Origin of the sequence: Microcoleus sp. AT3-A2, from assembly GCF_036705685.1 — a bacterium.
Lineage (GTDB): Bacteria > Cyanobacteriota > Cyanobacteriia > Cyanobacteriales > Microcoleaceae > Microcoleus.
This window is the reverse complement of record NZ_JAUBVF010000001.1, coordinates 1-21,194: the sequence shown is the minus strand read 5'-3', so window position 1 is coordinate 21,194 and position 21,194 is coordinate 1. Positions and strand designations below refer to the sequence as shown.

Annotated in this window: 14 protein-coding genes; 11 read left to right on the top strand and 3 right to left on the bottom strand. The window is 44.1% G+C overall.

Annotated features, from left to right (window positions below):
• Positions 1–245 precede the first annotated feature (245 nt).
• Positions 246–443 (bottom strand): hypothetical protein, encoded by a 198-nt coding sequence (locus QUB37_RS00070; RefSeq protein WP_333157976.1) that lies wholly within the window; start codon positions 441–443, stop codon positions 246–248.
• A gap of 2,544 nt (positions 444–2,987) precedes the next feature.
• On the bottom strand, positions 2,988–3,206 hold the full coding sequence (locus QUB37_RS00065) for a hypothetical protein (RefSeq protein WP_333157975.1): 219 nt from the start codon (positions 3,204–3,206) through the stop codon (positions 2,988–2,990).
• A gap of 571 nt (positions 3,207–3,777) precedes the next feature.
• Between QUB37_RS00065 and QUB37_RS00060 the strand changes: the two genes are divergently transcribed.
• The 5 genes from QUB37_RS00060 (at position 3,778) to QUB37_RS00040 (ending at position 14,349) form a co-directional block, all read left to right on the top strand.
• Positions 3,778–4,641, top strand: coding sequence for a calcium-binding protein (locus QUB37_RS00060; RefSeq protein WP_333157974.1), 864 nt, complete (start codon positions 3,778–3,780; stop codon positions 4,639–4,641).
• Between the two features lie 278 nt (positions 4,642–4,919).
• Positions 4,920–7,745, top strand: a complete 2,826-nt coding sequence (locus QUB37_RS00055; protein WP_333157973.1) for a tetratricopeptide repeat protein — start codon at positions 4,920–4,922, stop codon at positions 7,743–7,745.
• 24 nt (positions 7,746–7,769) lie between these two features.
• Positions 7,770–11,861, top strand: a complete 4,092-nt coding sequence (locus QUB37_RS00050; RefSeq protein ID WP_333157972.1) for a tetratricopeptide repeat protein — start codon at positions 7,770–7,772, stop codon at positions 11,859–11,861.
• A complete protein-coding gene (locus QUB37_RS00045) occupies positions 11,854–13,665 on the top strand; it encodes a tetratricopeptide repeat protein (RefSeq protein WP_333157971.1) in 1,812 nt (603 codons plus the stop codon). The genes QUB37_RS00050 and QUB37_RS00045 overlap by 8 nt, the downstream gene beginning before the upstream one ends.
• 42 nt (positions 13,666–13,707) lie before the next feature.
• Positions 13,708–14,349, top strand: coding sequence for a Uma2 family endonuclease (locus tag QUB37_RS00040; RefSeq protein ID WP_333157970.1), 642 nt, complete (start codon positions 13,708–13,710; stop codon positions 14,347–14,349).
• A gap of 170 nt (positions 14,350–14,519) precedes the next feature.
• Here the strand turns inward: QUB37_RS00040 and QUB37_RS00035 are convergent, their stop codons facing one another.
• Entirely contained in the window at positions 14,520–15,194 is a 675-nt protein-coding gene (locus QUB37_RS00035) for a calcium-binding protein (RefSeq protein WP_333157969.1), read from the bottom strand.
• Positions 15,195–15,630: 436 nt separating this feature from the next.
• On the opposite strand from QUB37_RS00035, the gene QUB37_RS00030 reads away from it, so the two are divergent.
• From QUB37_RS00030 to QUB37_RS00005, 6 genes are all read left to right on the top strand, one after another.
• Positions 15,631–16,365 carry a glutathione peroxidase gene (locus QUB37_RS00030; protein WP_333157968.1) on the top strand — a complete coding sequence of 245 codons (735 nt, stop codon included), beginning with the start codon at positions 15,631–15,633 and terminating at the stop codon, positions 16,363–16,365.
• A gap of 200 nt (positions 16,366–16,565) precedes the next feature.
• Positions 16,566–17,537, top strand: coding sequence for a sodium-dependent bicarbonate transport family permease (locus tag QUB37_RS00025; RefSeq protein ID WP_333157967.1), 972 nt, complete (start codon positions 16,566–16,568; stop codon positions 17,535–17,537).
• A 1-nt stretch (position 17,538) separates the two neighbouring features.
• Positions 17,539–17,850: a P-II family nitrogen regulator gene (locus tag QUB37_RS00020; protein WP_333157966.1), complete on the top strand. Its 312-nt coding sequence runs from the start codon at positions 17,539–17,541 to the stop codon at positions 17,848–17,850.
• A gap of 472 nt (positions 17,851–18,322) precedes the next feature.
• A complete protein-coding gene (gene gap / locus QUB37_RS00015; RefSeq protein WP_333157965.1) occupies positions 18,323–19,354 on the top strand; it encodes a type I glyceraldehyde-3-phosphate dehydrogenase in 1,032 nt (343 codons plus the stop codon).
• Positions 19,355–19,504: 150 nt separating this feature from the next.
• The gene (locus QUB37_RS00010) at positions 19,505–19,870 is read left to right on the top strand and encodes a DUF1823 family protein (protein WP_333157964.1); all 366 of its coding nucleotides are present in this window, start codon (positions 19,505–19,507) and stop codon (positions 19,868–19,870) included.
• A gap of 292 nt (positions 19,871–20,162) precedes the next feature.
• Positions 20,163–20,858, top strand: coding sequence for an LPS assembly lipoprotein LptE (locus QUB37_RS00005; RefSeq protein WP_333157963.1), 696 nt, complete (start codon positions 20,163–20,165; stop codon positions 20,856–20,858).
• Positions 20,859–21,194: the final 336 nt, after the last annotated feature.

The window sequence follows — 21,194 nt, the reverse complement described above, 5'->3', positions numbered from 1 at the left end:
AAGTTCAAGCTCCAGATTCATCTGTGAAGTCAATCTAAAATCTAAAATCTAAAATCTAAAATCGACTGGCTGCTTCAAATCAAAAATCCCGGCTTCTTCAAGAAACCGGGTCGAGCTTTTCGATCGCACTACAATTTTTTTTTGAGAGGGTTAATGGAGCGACCTACTCACTTCAATCTTATTGTTGGCAAAGCTTGACAGGAGAGAAAGTAGAAATACTCATCTCAACTTTGTGTGTGAGGGGACTAATCGGAAATCCTGACCCATCCCCGGCGGATGGCGTGCAGCAGGCGGTTGACTGCATCTCTGGCGTCTTCGCTGAGAGCGCTTTGGCAGAGTTCGCCCAATCCGTGGCTTTGAGTGCGAGTCAGATTGCCGGAATTGGTGACTTGATAAAACAGTTCAGCGATCGCCCGATCAGATTTTAAAGTCAGAGCTTGCATGAAATCTCGTTGAACTCGACTATTATAATATCGAGCATTTGACAAAAGAGTAGGGTGATTGCAGTCGGCTAAGCTGTGTGATCGTTCTTGGCTCCGTTTGTGACCTAAGTCTGCCAGTATACGTGAGTTAAATCACAGAAAACCCAAGACCTCGATCGCATAAGCTATGATTGGGGTAGTAGCCTCAAGGTTTGACAAAACCTCGAAAAGCCATGAACGCAAGGCTTTGAGTTCCCAATACCGCCGCGCAGGGTGAGTACGTCCGCTCCACCTGGCAGGCTATGGACTTGGATAGCTGTGAAACTTTGGGTTTTAGACACTTGCAGCTTGCAGCTCAGGGCATAAAGTTGCGATCGGCGAGCCACGGCCTGAGATACAATAATTATAAATACTTCTATCCCATCTATAGGCAGGCAGGTAAAAAAATGATAATGATTAGCTACTTTTCGATTGCCTTAATCGTTTTTCTTGTTTGGTTCAAAAGTTTTTTGAATGATACTGCGACATCTAAAAAAGACGTGATATCTTGGATAGCCTTAATAATCGGGCCTCTGTTTTGGCCTGTTGTTCTGCCCCTATCCCTTTTGCAAATTACCAGCAAAAAGTCTGTTGTAAAAACTGCTCAATGCGAGCAAGAATTATAATAAATTGTGGAAGCAACTAGCTTCAACAAAGTCGCTTATCTCGTCCTAAATTATTCTGCGTGCATCGCTCCTGGCAGCGAGTAATTTATCTTGTTTCATATTTCATAGTAAAAAAAATGCAGCGAGAAGGTAGAATCCCCTAAAAATTCTGAATTCTAAAACAGTATTTTTTTACCCATATCAAATTCTGCCTTCTGCTTTTTGAACCCGCCCAAAAACGGATACAATTTTCCGGCAGGAGTTGCCAGTAGCCCAAAATTTTAGGCTTTTGTTCAAGCTCTTAGATTCATCTGTCAAATAAATCTCAAATCTCAAATCGTTCAACTAAGCGAGATTGACTCAGCGCTCGCCAAAGGTCTCACGCCGAAGTATCCAATCGACTGATGCCTAATTTTCTGTCACATTGTGAATTAATGGTGCGGCTCAGTCAATCGATTTTAGATTAAAGATTTTAGATTAAAGAATTGAAGCATTGATCCCACGGAGAAATTCGGGGGGCAAGTTTCATCGGATACAGGTTTTTTATTTCTGGACAGATGATTCCGGGGGCTTGTATCCTGGATACTTTCGGTCAAAATTGTTCATGCAAAACTGTCAGACCGAAACTGTCGGACAGCGACCACAACATTTTTTTACTCAAAAATTATCTGCCACCTCAACCAAGCTCAAAATTAATATGTAATGTAACATGGCCTGTTGTTTGCAAAAATATAACTTCAGACATATTTCCGCCTGCCGCTGACCAACTTAAGAGTTTTTATACTTCCGGCTGCTACCTACCATTAATCGAATGTGGGAAAATCCTGGCTAGGTGTTGAAAAACAGCTAGGCTCTTTGCTCTGTAACCTTTCCCAGCTCTCTTTATTCAAATCGTAGCAGCTCTAAACAGTAAATTGTAGAGTTCGCTGGCAGCCAAAAGGCCTAACTCTTACCGCAGTTAGATAGACAATTCAAGGCAAAGACTCCAATATGAAATAGGCAACAAAAACTGTTTCAAATCTCAAGTACGACTTATTTTTGGCGATCGGGCATCAGGAGTTTATAACGGGAGCTAGCTAAATTTTTAGACGTGCGAGATGTTTGGGAACTTCTAAAAAAAACTGCCGTCACGGTATCCAAATTCGTTATTTGCATAAAAAGTAGGAGTCAAAATGAACCAAGTATCTGAGAAACCAATTTATAGAGTTCTTCATCTCTTGTCGCTGCTAGCGCTGGCATACTATGGAGCTACTTCCATCAATTATATTTTCGAGAGTGACTCTCACGTTCACATCTACAAGTACGACAGCCAGAGCAATTCCAACGCGTTACCAGCGCAACTTGAAGCACACCGCTAGAAATAAATAGTAGAGATTTTCTCTGAATGAATGCCGAACAAAATTTCGGGTAATTTGCTAATCGTTAATGATCAGCTCGAAGTTAACAACAATTAGTAAAAAAGTCTTTGCTAAAAACTTAATATTTTCACCCACAGGTATTAGCCATCGAAAGTACCGCAAAAATTAACTATTTAATTTCTTCTCAAAAGAGACCAGAGTGATGAAAGGATAGCCAAGCATTTTCATCAGTAAGAGCCTTAATAGCTTTAGTAATCGCTTCATCAAGAACATTTGAAGGTGGATATGCTTCAGAAGGCAAAATTGCTTTGATTTTTGCCCACTACAGCTCGATGGGAGATAAATCCGGCGAGTATCGAGGTAAGAATTTTACATTGGGTTCGATAGATGCCATCAAAAAATTGACGGCTTCAGCATTCATGATAAACAGGTAAATTATTCATAACTACAATTGGGCTAACCCATAACTGGGGCAGGAGTCGCCAGCATCTCCAAATTTTATATCCTAGTCCCAGTTCCCAGATTCATCTTTGGACTAAATCTAAAATCTAGTGACAGTACCGTCACAACTTTACCGACTCACCGTTCATCCCAACTTCACCAAAAGACGAGCGCTGCATTGTCTGATTGTCCGGGTGGATGCGGATCATGGTTGAAATGAAGGATTGTGGTTGAAAAACTGGGTTTTTTAGCCAAAATCCTGCATTGAGGGTGAGTGATTTGGCTGGAAACATCAAGGTGATGAGGCTCAAAAGTCCGTCCGGGACTGTGTTGGGACGCACTTTTGATTAAATACGGCCTCCAGTGTGCGCCGGCTTGCTTTCAAAGTCAGTTAAAAAATTTTGATTCCTGGGGAACTATTGGCGAAAATCAAAAGTCTGGTCAACTACAGTGTACTTAAAAGAACTCGCAGCTCAGTTCCAGCCCCATTGCGGGCGATCGAACTCTCCGGCGATCGACAGTGCTAAGGACCCGGTGCAAGTTCTCAATCTTGAGAGCATACTCCCATTAAAAATGGTCTCTGTGTATCTTCCGGCTATTGTTTTAATAATGACTAGCCACACCGACGGTCATTATGGTAAACTCGCAAACGTTTAAGTGGAATATTTTCGTGTTAGAGGAGGCAGTGGTGGAGTCGAGAGTCAAAAGCAGGAAACAACCGAGATTTGCTGCTCAACGAATACAGGATTCAACTCGCGCTCCCAGGCTCGCTGCTGACAATTTAAATTACATGACAGCTTATAGCAGCCGGGTAAATTAGGGTCTCAACCGATGTCCGGTTTCATTTATTGAATCCCTTTGGAGGGAAAAGTGTATTGTAGAAAAATGATTGATCTTTTAGGAGGAGTGTAAATGACACAGGTAACTAATCCAACACAGCCAGCAAGTTCATTACCAGGTGGTGGTGGTGGCGGTGGCTCAACCGTTATCGGCATCAACGGCGCCAACAGGTTGAACGGCAGCGAAAATAACGATATTATCCTGACTTTTGGGGGCGCAGATGTCGTAGCCGGTGGCGGTGGCGACGACCTGATTATTACCGGAGGCGGAAATGACACTGTCGGCGGCGGTGACGGCAACGATAATATCTTTGCAGGCAGCGGCGCTGATGTGGTCGCTGGTGGCAGCGGCGACGACCGGATCTTTGCTGGTAAAGGGGATGACCTCGTAGACGGCGGTGATGGCAATGACTTGGTTTCTGGCGACAACGGCAACGACACCGTACTCGGCGGATCGGGCAGCGATACAGTCTTTGGTGGCCGAGGCAACGATATTGTCAGCGGTGGCGACGGCAACGACAGCCTGTTCGGCGGTAAAGACAACGATACTGTCGATGGTGGCTCTGGCAATGACTTTATCTCTGGCGACAGAGGCAGCGATGTCCTGACCGGCGGTGCTGGTAGCGATACGTTCTACTTCTTCTCCAGCGGTGGCGATTATGGCGTAGACACGATCACTGACTTTACCCCAGGCGAAGATAAGATCCGCTTGAAACAGGGCGGTGTGTTCGCTGGTTTGGGTAGCGGCCTCGAGGCAAGCGAGTTTGTCGTCGTTTCTGGTTTCAACGCAGCTACTCCAGGAGCAGCCACGACGAACAAGTTAGTCTACGACCCAACAAGCGGTGCGTTGTACTTCAACGGCACCAGCGGAGTGCTAACTATTGCTCAGTTGCAGCCTGGTCTGACAATTACCTCGAACAACTTCGAGTTGTTCTAAAACAACTGGCTGTTGTGGGGCGGCACCGGATAAGATTCGGGGCTGTTCTCACAAAGCCGGTAGTTTTAAAGGATTTCAACCTCACTCTGCCACAAGCGGGGTGAGGTTGAAATATTCAATGCAGGAACTAAAGCAGGGGCAGTTACAAAAAAGTTGATCGACAGTTATTGATAAAATTAATCGATCGCCCGATCGGGCAAAATATAAATACAAAGTTTTTAAATTAGAATTTCTAAGTTTTACTGAAGCGGTAAAGAAACCGCAACTGCTGGCTAGCAATGAGCACTGAAGAATATATCCGGCAAGCCCAAATTTATTTGAACCGGGGGAAGTTAACTGAGGCGATCGAGTTTTGCAAAAAGGCGATCGAACTTCAACCGTTTTCGCCCTCGGCTTACACGACTTTAGGCGAAATTCTCGAAGCTCAAGGCGATCCGACGGCGGCAAGAGACGCTTTTGTGCAAGCTTTGGAGATTTCGCCGCAGTTTTTTCTGGCTCATGCTTATTTGGGTCAACTTTACAACGACTATTCGTGGCTGGATGAAGCGGTTTTTCACTACCGACAAGCTCTGGATTTGAAACCAGATTGGGCGGAAGTTCATTATAACTTGGGAAATGTTTTTCACAAGCAGGGTAATTTGTTGGGGGCGATCGAGTGTTACCGAAAGGCGATCGCCCAAAAACCGGATTATCTCGATGCTTTATACAATCTGGCTGTGGTTTTAGATGAAAATAGTCAGCTCGAAGAGGCAATGGATACCTACCGGCAGGCCATCGCCGTGGCGCCGGATTACGTGGAAGCTTACAGCAATCTGGGTGTGATTTTGCTAAAGGACGATCGGGCTGCTGAGGCGATCGAGGTTTACCAGCGGGCGATGGAGATTAAGCCGGATTGGGCGACGCTGCACAATAATTTGGGTCAAGCCTTGCTGGACAAAAATCCCGATCGGGCGATCGCATCTTACCTCACCGCTATTGAGTTGGAGCCGGACATGGTTTTGGCTCATTACAATCTGGGGAAAGCGTGGCAATTACAGGGGGAACATTCGGCTGCGGTTGCTTGTTTCGATCGCGCGATCGAGATCAATTCCGACTATATTTCGGGCTATACAGACGCTGGGTTTTCTTTGATGGTTTTGGGCAAAATTGCTGAAGCCATGCCTTATTTTGAGCGGGCAATAGCTCTGAAGCCTGATTTTGTTGAAGCTTACTGCCGCTTAGGAGACAGGCGCAGAGTTGCGGCGGTAGAAGATGATGAATTGTCCAGGGCGATCGCTGCGTGCGATCGATTTCTCACAGCACTAATTGGAAGGAAGAAGGAAGAAGGAAGAGGGAAGAAGGAAGAAGGAAGAGGGAAGAAGGAAGAAGGAAGAGGGAAGAAGGAAGAAAAAGAAACTATTCCCAATGCCCAATGCCCAATGCCCAATGCCCAATTACCAATTGCTCAAATTTGCGATAACTTAGCCGAAATTTACTTGCATTTGGGAAATGCTTTAACAGAGTACGGCGGACACGAATCTGCCACCGCTTATTATCAAAAAGCTTTGCAAATTCAGCCACAAAATGCAGAGATTTACTGGCGGGTGGGAAATTCCTTAGCCCAGCAAAAGCGGTTCAGTGCAGCAATTGCAGTTTACCGCATGGCTTTGACGATTCAACCTGCTTTACCGCAGGTTTATTTTGAGTTGGCAAAACTGCTGGAAAAACAGGGGCGCTGGGAACGGGCGCTTGATTATTATCAAAAAGTTTTAGAGTTGCAATTGCACGGGTATGGAGACCAGAAAGAGTGGGAAAAACAGAGTTTTATATTGCCAGATAGCACTTCTATAAAACCTCCTCACGCTATTTATTTATCGAGTTGGGATTGGCTGGTTAATGCTAAGTTGGATGCTGACAATTATGTGGAAATATTTTGGGAATCCGCACCAGAAGCAAGTGCAGAAAATATTCCGAATTCCCAATTTGTGAGATCCAATTCCCAATTGGCAAATTCCGATTGTGCCGGGTTAACTTGCGGGCTGTGTTTGCAGCGACTTTCTAAGTGGTTCGATCCGGTGCATTTGGGTTGGGGAGTTTGCCGTTTGTCCAACTCGCAACCAATACCTGTACAGTCGCCCAAGACTTTTGTGGCTGCAATTCCTAACGGGCGAGTTTGGATTGTGCCGCAGGAAAATTATTGGCTGATTTGCAAGGCGATCGCTGTAATTACTCCTGACAATTATTTGTTGGCTGATGTGTCGAGAGATTATCCGGGGTTTTTGCCGGGATGCGAAAAGTATGATGTGAGGAAACACAGCGTTTTTCAGTTAGAATCGTTTCCAGGCTTAAAGCAAATTGACGGCAGCGTGGCGGTGCTTTCGGGTTTGTCGGGAAATGTCTATTTTCACTGGATGGTTGATGTTTTGCCGAGGATAGAATTGCTGCGGCTCAGCGGTAGGGATTGGGCGGAGATTGATTGGTTTTTGGTGAATAGTTGTCAGCACCAATTTCAGCGGGAAAGTCTAAGAATTCTGGGCATTCCAGAAGAGAAAGTCTTGGAGAGCGATCGCTTGCCTCATATTCAAGCAACCGAGTTAATTGTACCGTCTTTTGCGGGATATTTGGGCTGGCCTTCTGGGTGGGCGATGGATTTTTTGAGGCGCGAGTTTCTCAAGGGAATTGTACCTAGTTCGAGCTATCCAAAACGCATTTATATCAGCCGCAGCAAAGCAAGATACCGACGAGTCTTGAACGAGGAAGATGTGGTTGAGGTTTTGGAGAAATTTGGCTTTGTTTCTATTTTACCTGAGTCCTTGTCTTTGGCAGAGCAAATTGCTCATTTTTACCACGCTGAGGTAATAGTTGCAGCCCACGGCAGCGGCTTGACAAATACGATTTTTTGTCGCCAGGGAACTAAAGTAATTGAGTTGGTGTCGCCTCACTATATCAGCCATTATTACTGGGGAATCAGTCAATATTTGCAGTTGGAACATTACTTTTTAACGGGCGAGGCTTTTGAATGCTATCCTATTAGACAGTTGATGTATCAGAATTCGCTGACTGAGGATATTTTAGTGAACTTGAGTTCGCTGAAAAGGATGGTTGAAGTGGTGGGTTTGGGTTAGTTGGTGTCTGGAGAAAGTTTAATTATGCCCTCGATTGAGAAGATGGAAAAGGCAGCGGTTGATTTGAGTCGGCAAGCAGAAGTTTATTTAGCCGAAGGAAAGTTGAATGAGGCAGTTGCTGCTTGCGAGTCAGCGTTGAAAATTGAACCGAATTTGGCGGCAGCTTGTCAGACGCTGGGAAAGGTGATGCAGGTTCGAGGTGAAATCGAGCAAGCTAAGCATTGGTATGAAAGGGCGATCGATCGCAATCCAAATTTGCCGGAAGTTTATGCTAATCTCGGCATTTTGTATTCTCAAGAAAAACTGTGGGAAAATGCGATCGCCAATTGTGAAAAAGCGATTTCGCTAGCGCCTAATTTTGCTGCTGTTTATCGGCAGTTGGCGAGAATTTGGACGCAGTTAGAGAAGCCAGAAGAGGCGGCAGAGTGCTGGTATCAAGCTTTTAATATCGAGCCGAATTGGGCAACTGCTGACGAGCACGTCACTCTAGGAAATAGTTTAGTTGAATTGGGGAAGTTCGATCGCGCTCTTGAATGTTATTCGCGGGCAATTAAGTTAAACCCGCAACTGGCAACAGCTTATCACAATTTGGGGGAAATGCTGGTCGGGGAGAAACGGTGGGATGAGGCGATCGCCAATTACCGACAAGCCATTGCCATCAATCCAAATTCGTTTGAATCTTACCACAGTTTGGGTAAAACTTGGGCGGAGCGAGGAGAATTAAATCGGGCGATCGCCTGTTACCGCAAAAGCCTCGAACTCAATCCCAACTACGCTCGTGCTTACCTTGGTTTGGGCAATGTTTTGGTGCAGAAGCGCGAGTTGGATGAAGCTATTAAATGTTACCGTCAGGCTCTTGAAATTAATGATAATTCCTACTGGGCCTACAATTATTTAGGGGAAGCTTTGGCTCAAAAACAACTGTGGCCCGAAGCTATTAGTTGCTACCGCAAAGCTATTGCAATAAATCCCAATATTCCTTGGTTTTATTGTAATTTGGGAATTGCCTTAACCTGCGAACAATCCTGGGATGAAGCTGTTAGCGCTTACCTGCACGCGGTTCAGATTGAGCCGAATTTAACGGGAATTAATCAGAGGTTGGGATATGTTTTACGGAAGCGCAGCGAATCGGGTTTAGACAGCACAATCGAAACTTATTGTCAAGGTGTAGAGGTACTTGCAAGCGGGAAAATTTACCACAACTTGCTGGGAATTGAGTTAGATGGAGCGGAGTTTTATATAAATTTAGGCAATAGTTTAGCGAAACAGAAGCAGTTGGAAGGTGCGATCGTATTTTATAGCATGGCACTGCAAATTGAACCCAATGCTGCGGAAGTTGTCGCCCAACTGAATGATGTTCGGGCGAAACAACAGGAGTTATACGCACAAATTGCCACTTACCGCCACCAAATTGAAATCGATCCGAGCAATTCTAAGCCTTACAACGATTTAGGAAATATTTTACCCCAATTAGGGGAATTAGAAGAAGCAATTATTTGCCACCAAAAAGCGGCCGAATTGAGGGGTTGGGCTGAGTGTGCGGCGAAAGATTATCAATTTACCCAAGATTGGTTTACCCACAATATTCCTATTTGGAAACGGCATTTGCAGGAATTTACCGGAATTGCAGATTTTCAAGTTGTGGAAATCGGCAGTTTTCAGGGAATGTCGGCTTGCTGGCTGCTGGATAATATTTTAACTCATCCGACGGCAAAGATTACTTGTATTGATTTGTTTTTTCAACAACATTTTAAGGGCAATATTGTTAAAACGGGAGCAGCAGATCGGGTAATTGAATTAGAAGGTTACTCTCAAGATTTGTTAATTAATTTGACTTCGGAATATTACGATGTTGCTTACGTTGACGGCTGTCACAAACCCACCAGTGCTCTGCAAGATGCAATTTTATCTTGGAGGTTGGTGAAAGTTGGGGGATTGATGATTTTTGACGATTACGAGTTTACGTTTCCCGACAGCCCGGAGCAAGATACTAAAATAGGGATAGATGTTTTTTTGGAGATGTTTGCAAGTCAGTTAGAAGTAGTACATAAAGGCTATCAACTGATTGTTAAAAAAATCGGCAATCAAAGTTTGGGCGAAGAGCAAACTCTGTTGTCTCTGGGTTGGGAAAAGTTGGGGGATATTGCAGCAAATGCGGGTTATTTGGATGAGGCGATCGCCCGCTATCAAACAGCTATTAAAATTAAGTCGGGCAACTACTTAACTTACCACAAGTTGGGTAAAAGTTTGCAAAAAAAAGAACTATTTGACGAAGCTAGGGTCGCTTACCAACGGGCGATCGCACTAAACCCTAATTTTAGTTGGGCTTACCACTTTTTGGGGGAAACTTTGCAGGCGATTGAGGAACAGGGCGAAGCCGCTGCTGCTTACCGCAAAGCTATTGAGTTAAATCCCGATTTTTGTTGGACTTACAACAATTTAGGCGATGTGCTGATGGAGCTTTCTGAGTGGGAGGAAGCTGCTGTTGCTTACCGCAAGTTAGTTGAACTAAATCCCGATTTTTGTTGGTCTTACGATAGATTAGGTAAGGCTTTGATTGCACTGGAACATTGGGAAGAAGCGGCGGTGGCTTACCGCAAAGCTATTGAATTAAATTCTGATGATTGTTGGCTGTACAATGCTTTGGGAGAAGTTCTGGAATTACAAGAAAATTGGCCCGAAGCAGCAGGGGCTTTTAATCGTGCTATTGAGCTAGAAGCTGAGCATAGTTGGCTGTACAAAAAGTTGGGTGATGCACTGCGGAATCAAGGAGAATTGGAAAGGGCGATCGCCATTTATGAAAAAGGTATCAATCTCGATCCAAAATCCTGCTGGTGTTACGAAGGATTGGGTTTGAGTTTAATTGCAAAACAGCAGTGGGAACCTGCAATCACTAATTTAGTTCAAGCCCTGCAAATTAAACCCGATTTGTTTGAAGCATACGATAATATAGGTTATGCTCTGGAACAACAAGGAGAAGTCGATGAGAGCGATCGGGCAAAATGCAGTAATCAAAATTTACCCTTAAGTATTCTCGAAAAATACTGTGGGTTTACAGAAGATTTGACCGTTGTAGCAGAATCCAATCCGCACCTCACCTGCATTGACATCCATCCTGCGAGTCAAATCAATTTATCTGATTCCAAAACAATCGACAGCAGCCGCAGATTTTGGGAACATCAAAGTCATTCCAGAAAAGCTTTTGTTGCCGTATTGCCAAACGGACGAGCTTGGGCAGATGTTGTGACTACCGCCGTGATTACTTCAAACAATAAACTTGTTGCTGATATTTCAATGGGCTGTTCTGAATTGGTAATCACTTCCGACAAATTGACTCCCGCTGAACACGTCCATGGAAATGTGGCTTTTTTATCTGCTCGCTGGGGTGGAGCCGCTTATTTTCATTGGATGTTTGATGTGATTACGCGATTTGACCTTTTGCAGCGTAGCGGATTGATAGAAACTATAGATAAGTTTGTTGTCAATGCCTCGGATTCTTCCTATCAAGCAGAAACTTTAAAGATTTTAGGAATTCCTCAAGAGAAACTTTTAGAAAGTCGCTGCAATTTACATATTACAGCAGATAAATTAATAGTTCCTTCAATATCTTATGACGGATCTGGGGCGGTTTCAAAATGGAAGTGTGAATATCTGAAACAGACATTTTCAAATGAACAACAGCCTCGCAATACAGACTATTCAGAGCGAATTTATATCAGCCGCCAAAAAGCATCTTATCGGCAAATAGTCAACGATGAAGAGGTAATTAAATATTTAGAAAAATTTGGGTTCCGCAGTGTGAAGCTGGAAACGATGTCCATAGCGGAACAAGCAGCGTGTTTGGCTGCTGCTAAAGTAGTTGTCGCACCCCACGGAGGGGGGTTGACAAATCTAGTTTTTTGCAGTTCTGGAACTAAGGTAATTGAGATTTTTTCTCCCCTTTACGTTCCGCATTGTTATTGGATGATTAGTAATTTGTGCGGTTTGGAACATTACTATTTAATTGGTGATTTGGTTGATGATGGAACTCCGACCAAACCTTTACATAAAGATATGCAGTTGGATTTGAGTTCGCTGGAGAAATTACTGGCTATGGCAGGAGTTTTGCATGGATAATGACTACCACAGTTTGGGGAATTCCCTGCAAGAAAGCGGCCGCTTTGATGAGGCTGTTGCTGCTTACAAAAAAGCTATTGAATTAAATCCCAATTTTTCTTGGTCTTATCACAGTTTGGGCGATGTTTTCCTGAAACTTGAAAAATGGGAGGAAGCTGTCGCTGCTTACAAAAAAGCTGTTGAGTTAAATCCCGATTTTTCCTGGTCTTATCACAATTTGGGCGATGCTTTGCTGAAACTTGGGCAATGGGAAGAAGCTGCTGTCGCTTACCGTTGCGAGATTGCACTCAACTCGGATTTTGCTTGGTCTTTTTGCAATTTAGGCGACACTTTAACTAAACTAAAACAGTGGGATGAAGCTATCGCTAGGTATTTAAAAGCTGTTGAAATTGACAGAGATTTGCCGGGAATTTACGAGAAGTTGGGATATGCTCTCGGACAAACAGAGTCGGATTTAAATTTAGTGTTAGAACAATCTCAATTGCAAATTACACCGGAAAATTGGGATTTTTATTTGAAGTTAGGAGAGAATTTAGCCAAGTACGATCGCCCAAAAAGCGCAATTATTATTTACAAATTGCTATTGACAAGGATGCCGAGTTGTGCAGAAATATCAGCGAAATTAGAGGACTTGTTGCAGCAGCAAGAAAAGTGCGACCGCGCATTAGCCTCATCTCGCGCAACTGTAGCCCAAAAACCCGATGATTGCTGGTCTTATTATAATTTAGGTGCTGTTCTGAGCCACCAAAAATATTGGGAGGAAGCGGCGGCGGCATTTTTCCAAGCAATAGAAATAAATCCCGATCTTCCTTGGTGGTTTTATTACAATTTGTGGGAAGTTTTTGTTAGGCAAAACAAGCTAGATGAAGTGGAGAACTTGTGCCGCGAAGTTGTTGCAGCTAAACCGGAGGCTTTTTGGCCTTATCTGAATTTGGGAGAAGCTTTGACGAGGCAAGGTAAAATTGCCGAGGCGATTGATTTTTATCGAACAGTCAGTTTCAAACAAAGTTTTGCATCTATTCTAAGTAATAGAACAGGCAAGATGCCTGTTCTACAAAATTTGAACTTAAAACCAGTCAAAGTTCCTAACTTTATAATTATTGGTTCTCAGCGGTGCGGTACAACTTCTCTTTATACTTATTTAGCTCAACACCCGCAAATTTTGACTCCGATTAAAAAGGAGATGGATTTTTTATCGTGGCACTTTGACAGAGGGATTGATTGGTATTTGGCTCATTTTCCGCCAATGCCGGAGGGTGAGGAATTTTTGACTGGCGAAGCAAGTCCGAGCTATTTTGACTATCGGGAAGCACCGGAACGTCTCTACAGCCTGTTTCCAGAGGCTAAACTGATTGTACTTTTGCGAAATCCGGTCGATCGGGCGATTTCTCAATTCTACCGCTTGACGGGCTTAAATTGGGAAGCGCGATCGCTCGATCGAGTAATTAGCGATGAAGTTGAACGGTTGAGTCAAAATCCAGAATACATCATCGGCGAGGAACCGGGGAATTATTTAGCTCGCGGTAGGTACATAGAATTTATCAAAAACTGGCGGAATTTCTTTCCCCCAGAACAGTTGTTAATTTTGAAAAGCGAAGATTTTTATTCAGGTGCGGCGACAACTGTCAAGCAAGTTTTAGAATTTTTAGATTTGCCGGAATATCAATTATCTGAATACCAAAATGCTAATCCCGGTTCTTACCAGCCGATCAATGAATCGGTTCGCGACAGGTTGAGCGATTATTTCCGACCTTACAATCAGGAATTAGAGGAATATTTGGGGAGGCAGTTTGATTGGGAATAAAGTTGAGCTAAGATTAGAACAACTTCTAAGGAGGTAATACCAATGCTGACGTTCGAGCTAGATACGCTACTTAAGGAACAAGCACTCCAACGCCAAGATCCTGAAGATCGCTACATTACCGATAGCGCCAACTGGGAACAATACGAGACACTGCTGAATCGGATTGGAGATGCGGCAGGATATCGAGTTACTTATTTAGATGGAGTTTTGGAAATTATGTCACCTTCTCGCCGCCATGAAAGTAGAAAAACTCGCATTGGAGATCTGCTGCTTATTTATTTTGTAGAAGCTGACATCGAATATTTTCCTTTTGGGTCTACAACTCTGCGACAAGAGGAAAAAAGTGGCGGTACGGAACCGGATGAAGCTTACTGTATTGGCACAGATAAAGAATTTCCCGATTTGGTAATTGAAGTGATTGTTACCAGTGGCAGCATCAATAAACTAGAACTGTATAGAAGGTTGAATGTGCGAGAGGTTTGGTTCTGGCGAAATGACCGATTTTCTATCTACCATTTGCGAGAAGAAATTCCGGTTGAATTCGTGTCCAACTGCGGTTATGAATTAATCACACAAAGCGAATTGCTACCGGGAATTGATATCGATATGTTGACAGAATGTGTAAAAAATCCTCACCCGTTAGCAGCAGCAAAGGAATGGAGGCGAAATTTGCGATCGGACTAAACACCAAGTTTAAAATCTTCTTGATGACCTCCTCTGCATACATCTTATTTTTAGCTGAGTCTCCCTCGTCCTCCCATACCTCCTACTCCCCCAGAAGAAGGGGAACTTTGAGTTATTCCGGTTCCCCTTATTACCCGCCGCTAAACTGAGTACCTTCTTGTCGTTTGAGATTAGAATCCTTGAACCGAAATAATACTGCCTTGAATCTGGGCAGGCGTTACACCGTCAACAAAACCTAATATATCGCTGGAATTTTTAACTCTGATTACAGTTCCTGAACTCACCGTCGGTACACCATCAAATTGACCAGGTTCGATAAAGTTTTGAAAACTTTGCGGCAGGTCTAACCGAAGTACAATTGTCACATTTGTCAGGTTTTCCAAAACTACATCGCTGGCCGTCAAACCGCCCGCTAATCCAATTCGATCGGCACCAACTTTGAAAGGTAAAATCACATCCGCATTATTGATATCTGTAAGTCCGGGCTCTGCTTGTAAGACGTACAAATTGCTGCCGATTTTAGGTAAATCTGGATCGTCGCCCGCGCTATATAAATAGTCTCGCCCCAAACCTCCAATTAGAGTGTCATCTCCGTTACCGCTGATTAACCAATCATTGCCTCTACCGCCCAATAAAAAATCGTTTCCGTCACCGCCATCAATAATATCTGCATCTTGCCCTCCGCTGATATAGTCATTTCCCTCCTCTCCAGATAGTGCATCTTTCCCCCTTCCTCCGAACAAGGAATCGTTACCCAAATCTCCGTCAAAAGCATCTTCTCCTTCATTGCCATAAGCTAAATCGTTAGCTGGGGAACCGAAAAGTATATCGTCACCTCCGAGCATCTATGCTCCCAAAGGGAAATCAATTTCATCTAAACTAAATAAAAAATCGATTTCGGATGTATTGTCGCCAATTAAGCGGCGCGGTTCAGATGGATCTGCTTGTAAAACCATGATGTATGCCCTGATTAAAAGTTGTAATTAACATCATAAAATAAACTGCTGAGCCTGTCAATACATAAAAGTCATAAAATTCACAATGTAAATTCATCAAATTATAAAAGTCATATTTGTAAAAATATATTTCCATTTATATAAAAACAGGTTTTTCTGTACTTAACATACTTAAAAAGTTTTGTATTGTGCAGAAACCTGATTTCTTACGGCCCCGCGCCCACGTCCCAGGAAAAAACCCGCTGCCCCTTGACAAGTCATACTCGTTATGAGTACGCTATAATCAGGAAAGGAATTTAACCCAAGTACCTAAGAATTTAAAATCATGCTGACGAACCAAGAAGGTCAAAGAGTACCCAAAGTCACCTTTCGCACTCGCAAAGACAACGAGTGGGTGGATGTCACCACCGATGATATATTTGCAGGTAAAACCGTAGTAGTCTTCTCGCTGCCAGGAGCTTTTACGCCCACTTGTTCGTCAACGCACCTCCCCGGTTACAACGAATGTGCCAAAGTTTTCAAAGAAAATGGCGTAGATGAAATAGTTTGTATTTCCGTCAACGACACTTTTGTGATGAACGAGTGGGCAAAAGACCAAGAATCAGACAATGTGACGTTAATTCCCGACGGTAACGGTGAATTTACTGAAGGCATGGGAATGCTGGTAGACAAAACAGATTTAGGCTTTGGCAAGCGGTCTTGGCGTTATTCGATGCTGGTAAAAGATGGCGTGGTTGAAAAAATGTTTATTGAGCCTGATGAACCGGGCGACCCTTTCAAAGTGTCCGATGCCGAGACGATGCTCAACTACATCAACTCCGCAGCAGCCAAGCCGAAGGTCGTTTCGTTGTTTACAAAAATGGGCTGTCCCTTCTGCGCTAAGGCTAAGGCACTGCTGAGTAAACATGGCTTTGATTATGAAGAAATCGTCTTGGGCCGGGAGATCACAACTCGATCGCTCCGGGCTATGACTGGGGCTACAACTGTGCCGCAAGTATTTATCGACGGCAAGTTGATCGGTGGTTCCGAAGCCCTAGAGTCTTATTTGGGTGTTGCTTAGTTAAACCAAAATACTTAGCTTGCAGGTGCCCAGTGCATACCTTCGTTGTAGGGTGCGTACTGTGCGCCTTTGCCGTATTTGGCGGTATTTAGCGTGATCGAGCTTTCGCCTCAAAAGTTCGATCGGTCTATTGATCCATTCTCGTGCCACAATTACTGGGGAAGTAATATTAAAAACGCAAGAAATGGGAGTGAACGATCGTGGATTTGAGTTTAGTCGCGTCAAATATCTTAAATCCACCCATATTGGCTTTTTTCATGGGAATGCTGGCAATTTTTCTCAAATCTGATTTAGAAATTCCAGCGCCCATCCCCAAACTGTTTTCGCTGTACCTGCTGTTTGCGATCGGATTTAAAGGCGGTGTCGAACTGTCCAAAAGCGGCATTGACCAGCAAGTTGCCCTGACAATTTTGGCAGCGATGCTGATGTCAATGCTAGTACCCATTTATACTTTTTTCATACTGAGGGTCAAACTCGACTCCTACAATGCCGCAGCGATCGCAGCCACCTACGGTTCCATCAGCGCCGTCACATTTATCACCGCAACCTCCTTCCTCACAGCACAGGGGATCGACTTTGACGGTTACATGGTAGCCGCGCTAGCATTAATGGAATCCCCAGCCATTATAGTCGGTCTCATTCTAGTCAGTGTATTTGGCGGGGAAGAAGGAAAACGCGAAATAGTTTGGCCAGAAGTGTTGCAAGAAGCATTCCTAAACAGTTCAGTTTTTCTACTGATTGGCAGCCTAATTATGGGCATAATGACAGGAGAACACGGTTGGGAAGTTATGAGTCCGTTTACTCAAGACTTGTTTTACGGAGTTCTGACTTTTTTCTTGCTAGACATGGGGCTGGTTGCCGCTAGCAGAATTAAAGATTTGCAAGAAGCAGGAATTTTTCTGATCGGCTTTGCAATCCTAATTCCCATACTCAACGCAGTAATTGCTTTGCTAATAGCCAAATTAATCGGAATGCCGCAAGGAGACACTTTGCTGTTTGCCGTATTGTGCGCGAGTGCTTCTTATATAGCAGTACCAGCAGCCATGCGCCTAACTGTTCCCGAAGCGAACCCAAGTCTTTACATTTCAACTGCCTTAGCAGTGACATTTCCATTTAATATCATTGTAGGCATTCCCCTGTATCTATACGGAATCAATATGTTTTGGAGGTGAGATGATGGAGTCAGTCAAAAGAGTAGAAATCATAGCCCACTCAGTGGAGCTCGGCAAGATTTTAGACGGTTTAGACAAAGCTGGCGTACCCGGTTATTCGGTGATTCGTGATGTCGCGGGAAAAAGCACCAGGGATCACGTTTCGCGCCAGTCATCAATGACGGCGCTGGATAACATTTATGTGCTTGCTTTTTGTTCACCAGCTCAAGTTTCAGCAGTTGCAGAAAACATTAGACCAGTTCTAAATAAGTTTGGTGGGTCGTGTTTTATTTCAGATGCGGTGGAATTGCTAATTACTAGGTGCGTCGGGTAGTCATTAGTTATTGGTGATTAGACCAATTCGGAAAATTTGAGCTACATATAGATTCTACGCCATATGTTTAGGGACACGGCATTGCCGTGTCCTTGAGCGGATATGCGACTTTAATACTAGGCTTTGGTTCCGACAATCGCCACTGGTGAGAATGCCAATCCGTTTCGCATTTTGTATAAGTTTTTTATTATTACTTTAACCTGATTTAAAAAAAGCTATTTTGAAAATAATCTCAGTCTATTATAGCACTTTTACAAGTTGATAATCATCAGCCCTTAGCCATTAGTCAGCGGTTATTTCAGGATGAATTGCCCTTCCCAGCCGGGGCAGAATTCAGAATTCTTAAGAGATAGAAAAGAATCAGTTGCAAAAATCAGTGAGCGTGGTAAATTCTAAGCCACAACAGGCGCTCCTCTGCGAGGGCTTCGCTAACGCCCGATCGACTAACTATATTTTCAATAGGAGTTTAAACATGGCTGCATTAAAAGTCGGCATCAACGGATTTGGTCGCATCGGACGGCTAGTCATGCGTGCCGGCATCAAAAACCCCAACATCGAATTTGTCGGCATTAACGACTTAGTTTCGCCAGAAAACCTGGCTTATCTTTTCAAATACGACTCCACCCACGGCATTTACGACGGCGAAGTTGAAAGTAAACCAGACGGGATTGTCGTTGACGGAAAATTTATCCCCTGTACAGCGATTAGAAATCCTGCCGAATTGCCCTGGGGTAAATCCGGCGCCGATTATGTTGTAGAATCTACCGGATTGTTTACAGATTTTGAAGGCGCATCAAAACACTTGACGGCGGGAGCAAAACGAGTAATACTTTCAGCACCGACAAAAGACCCGGAAAAAGTTCCAACTTTTCTAGTAGGCGTCAACCACCACAAATTTGACCCGGCAAAAGATACGGTTGTTTCTAATGCTAGCTGTACGACAAATTGTTTAGCACCAATTGCCAAAGTTATCAACGATAACTTCGGATTGGAAGAAGGTTTAATGACTACAGTTCACGCAATGACAGCTACTCAACCAACTGTAGACGGCCCTAGCCAAAAAGATTGGCGGGGAGGACGCGGTGCGGCTCAAAATATTATTCCATCTTCGACCGGTGCAGCGAAAGCTGTTACTTTAGTGTTGCCTGAATTGAAAGGAAAATTGACTGGAATGGCTTTGCGCGTGCCAACTCCCGACGTGTCTGTAGTTGACCTTACTTTCAAAACGGCGAAGGAAACTAGCTATAAAGAAATTTGCGAGGCAATGAAAAAAGCTTCAGAGGGCGAACTCAAAAACATTCTTGGATATACTGAGGATGCAGTTGTTTCGACAGATTTTAAGGGCGACGCGCGATCGAGCATTTTCGATGCAGGTGCGGGAATTGAACTGAATTCTAAGTTTTTCAAAGTTGTTTCCTGGTACGACAACGAGTGGGGTTATTCTAGCCGCGTAATTGACTTAATGCTGTCTATGGCCCAGAAAGACGGAATTTTGAATAATTAATTTTTTTGGGGGTGGCATTTTGGGCGGGTTCGCGTATCCACCCCACAAACAAATTCCTATGATGTTTTGTGGAACGGGCTGTCCGGCCCGTTCCTGATCATGTTATCTAATGTGAGTTAAACTTTTTTTATTTCCGATTCGATCGCGCTTATGTCTGAATTACCACCGCTGAATAACGAAACTATTTGGGCTATTCTCAACGAAGAAATCGACGATGCTGCTGTCAACCAATTAGTTTGGCAATATCTGGGCTACCGCTGGGATGCCGAGACTGGCAAGTGGAACAGTGCAGGTGTTGCATCCGAGTGGCGGCAAGAGTACCCGGAACCGCCGGATTTTATCGATTCTAGGCCCGCGACGGTGAAATTGACTCGATCGACCCCTCCAGAAAAGAAGCAGTTGCTGAAGGAAAAATTGGGCTTTAAAGGCTATAAAATTGGGGAATTCGGGCCAAGACAGACTCGCAGGGCGACGATGGCTAATTGGTTGATGGGTTTTATGGAAGCTGGGGCGTAAGAGGAATATTGGATGGCTGTGCGGTTGTGGCCACCGTTAAAGTACAGAGATATTAAAATTATTGGCAGACAAACCCCTAAATCCCTATAAAGGATTGAAAGCTTGATTACACTCTTCCTTTCTTTCTCTGTGTCCTCTGCGTCCTCTGCGGTTAATTAACAAAAATTAAGCCCGTTGAAAGTCAAAAAACACTAAAACCCGCCAATTCCAACCTCCTCACCCCCAACCCTGACATCGGACTGTTCCGTAAAGTATCCTAGAGTCGGCACAAAGTCACTGTGAGGAAACCTTTATGAAAACAACCACCATATCTCGCTTAACCAGCATTTCCCTCGCTACCCTAATGCTAGCCGGCGTTTCAGTCAACGCGATCGCCACCCCAGCCACCACCCAACCCGCAACCCAACTCGCCCAAGCGACTGCCAAAAAGCGCCTAGTCGTCATGGATTTCGACTACGGCACCACCAACAGCTATTACACTTCCTACAGGGGAGTCGGCGCCGCCAAAGGCATCAGCGAACTGCTAATCAACGAACTCGTCAACAACGGCACTTATACAGTAGTCGATCGCAGCAAACTCGAACAAGTGCTCAAACAGCAAAATCGCAGCGGTGCGATGGATGCCGGTACCGCTGCCGAAATTGGCAAAGAGTTAGGAGTTGACGCCGTGCTCATCGGCACCATTACCAAGTTTAATATCGACAAACAATCCGGCGGCGGCAGTTTCATGGGAATCGGCGCCGGTTCACAAAAAACCAAAGCTACCGTTCAAATAGATGTGCGGTTAATCGGTACAGCTTCAGGAGATATTCTTGCCACTGCAAAAGCAGTAGGAGAAGCCGATCAAAGCGATTCTAATATTTCTGTCAGAGGTATCAGCAGCAATTCTGGCAGCAGCAATGAAGACTCACTTTTGAGCGCTGCAGTTGACAAAGCCGTATCCCAAATGGTGACTAAACTGGCAGAAGTATCTAACAAATTAGGTTAGCAATTTTTCAGCTATAGCAGTCCTTGCAGGAGTCGTACAAAGATGTAGGGGTAGTGCCTTTCTTTGCCTACCCCGATCACAGGCAAAGCGGGGCAACCACGGGGGGTTTGCCCCTACAATAATTACACACACAAATGATGCGAAAATTGTTATACTTGGCCTGCCATTGTAACAGTTAATATTAGTTTTGTTTAGGAATCTGCATTTTCCTTTATACTAAACTCTATCCATTTCGCTCAACATACTCAAGCATTAGTAGTTTAATTAGGACTTGCTGAATAATCGATCGCAAACTAAGAACAGGAGCTCACAATATCTGAAATCTCAGTTAAATAT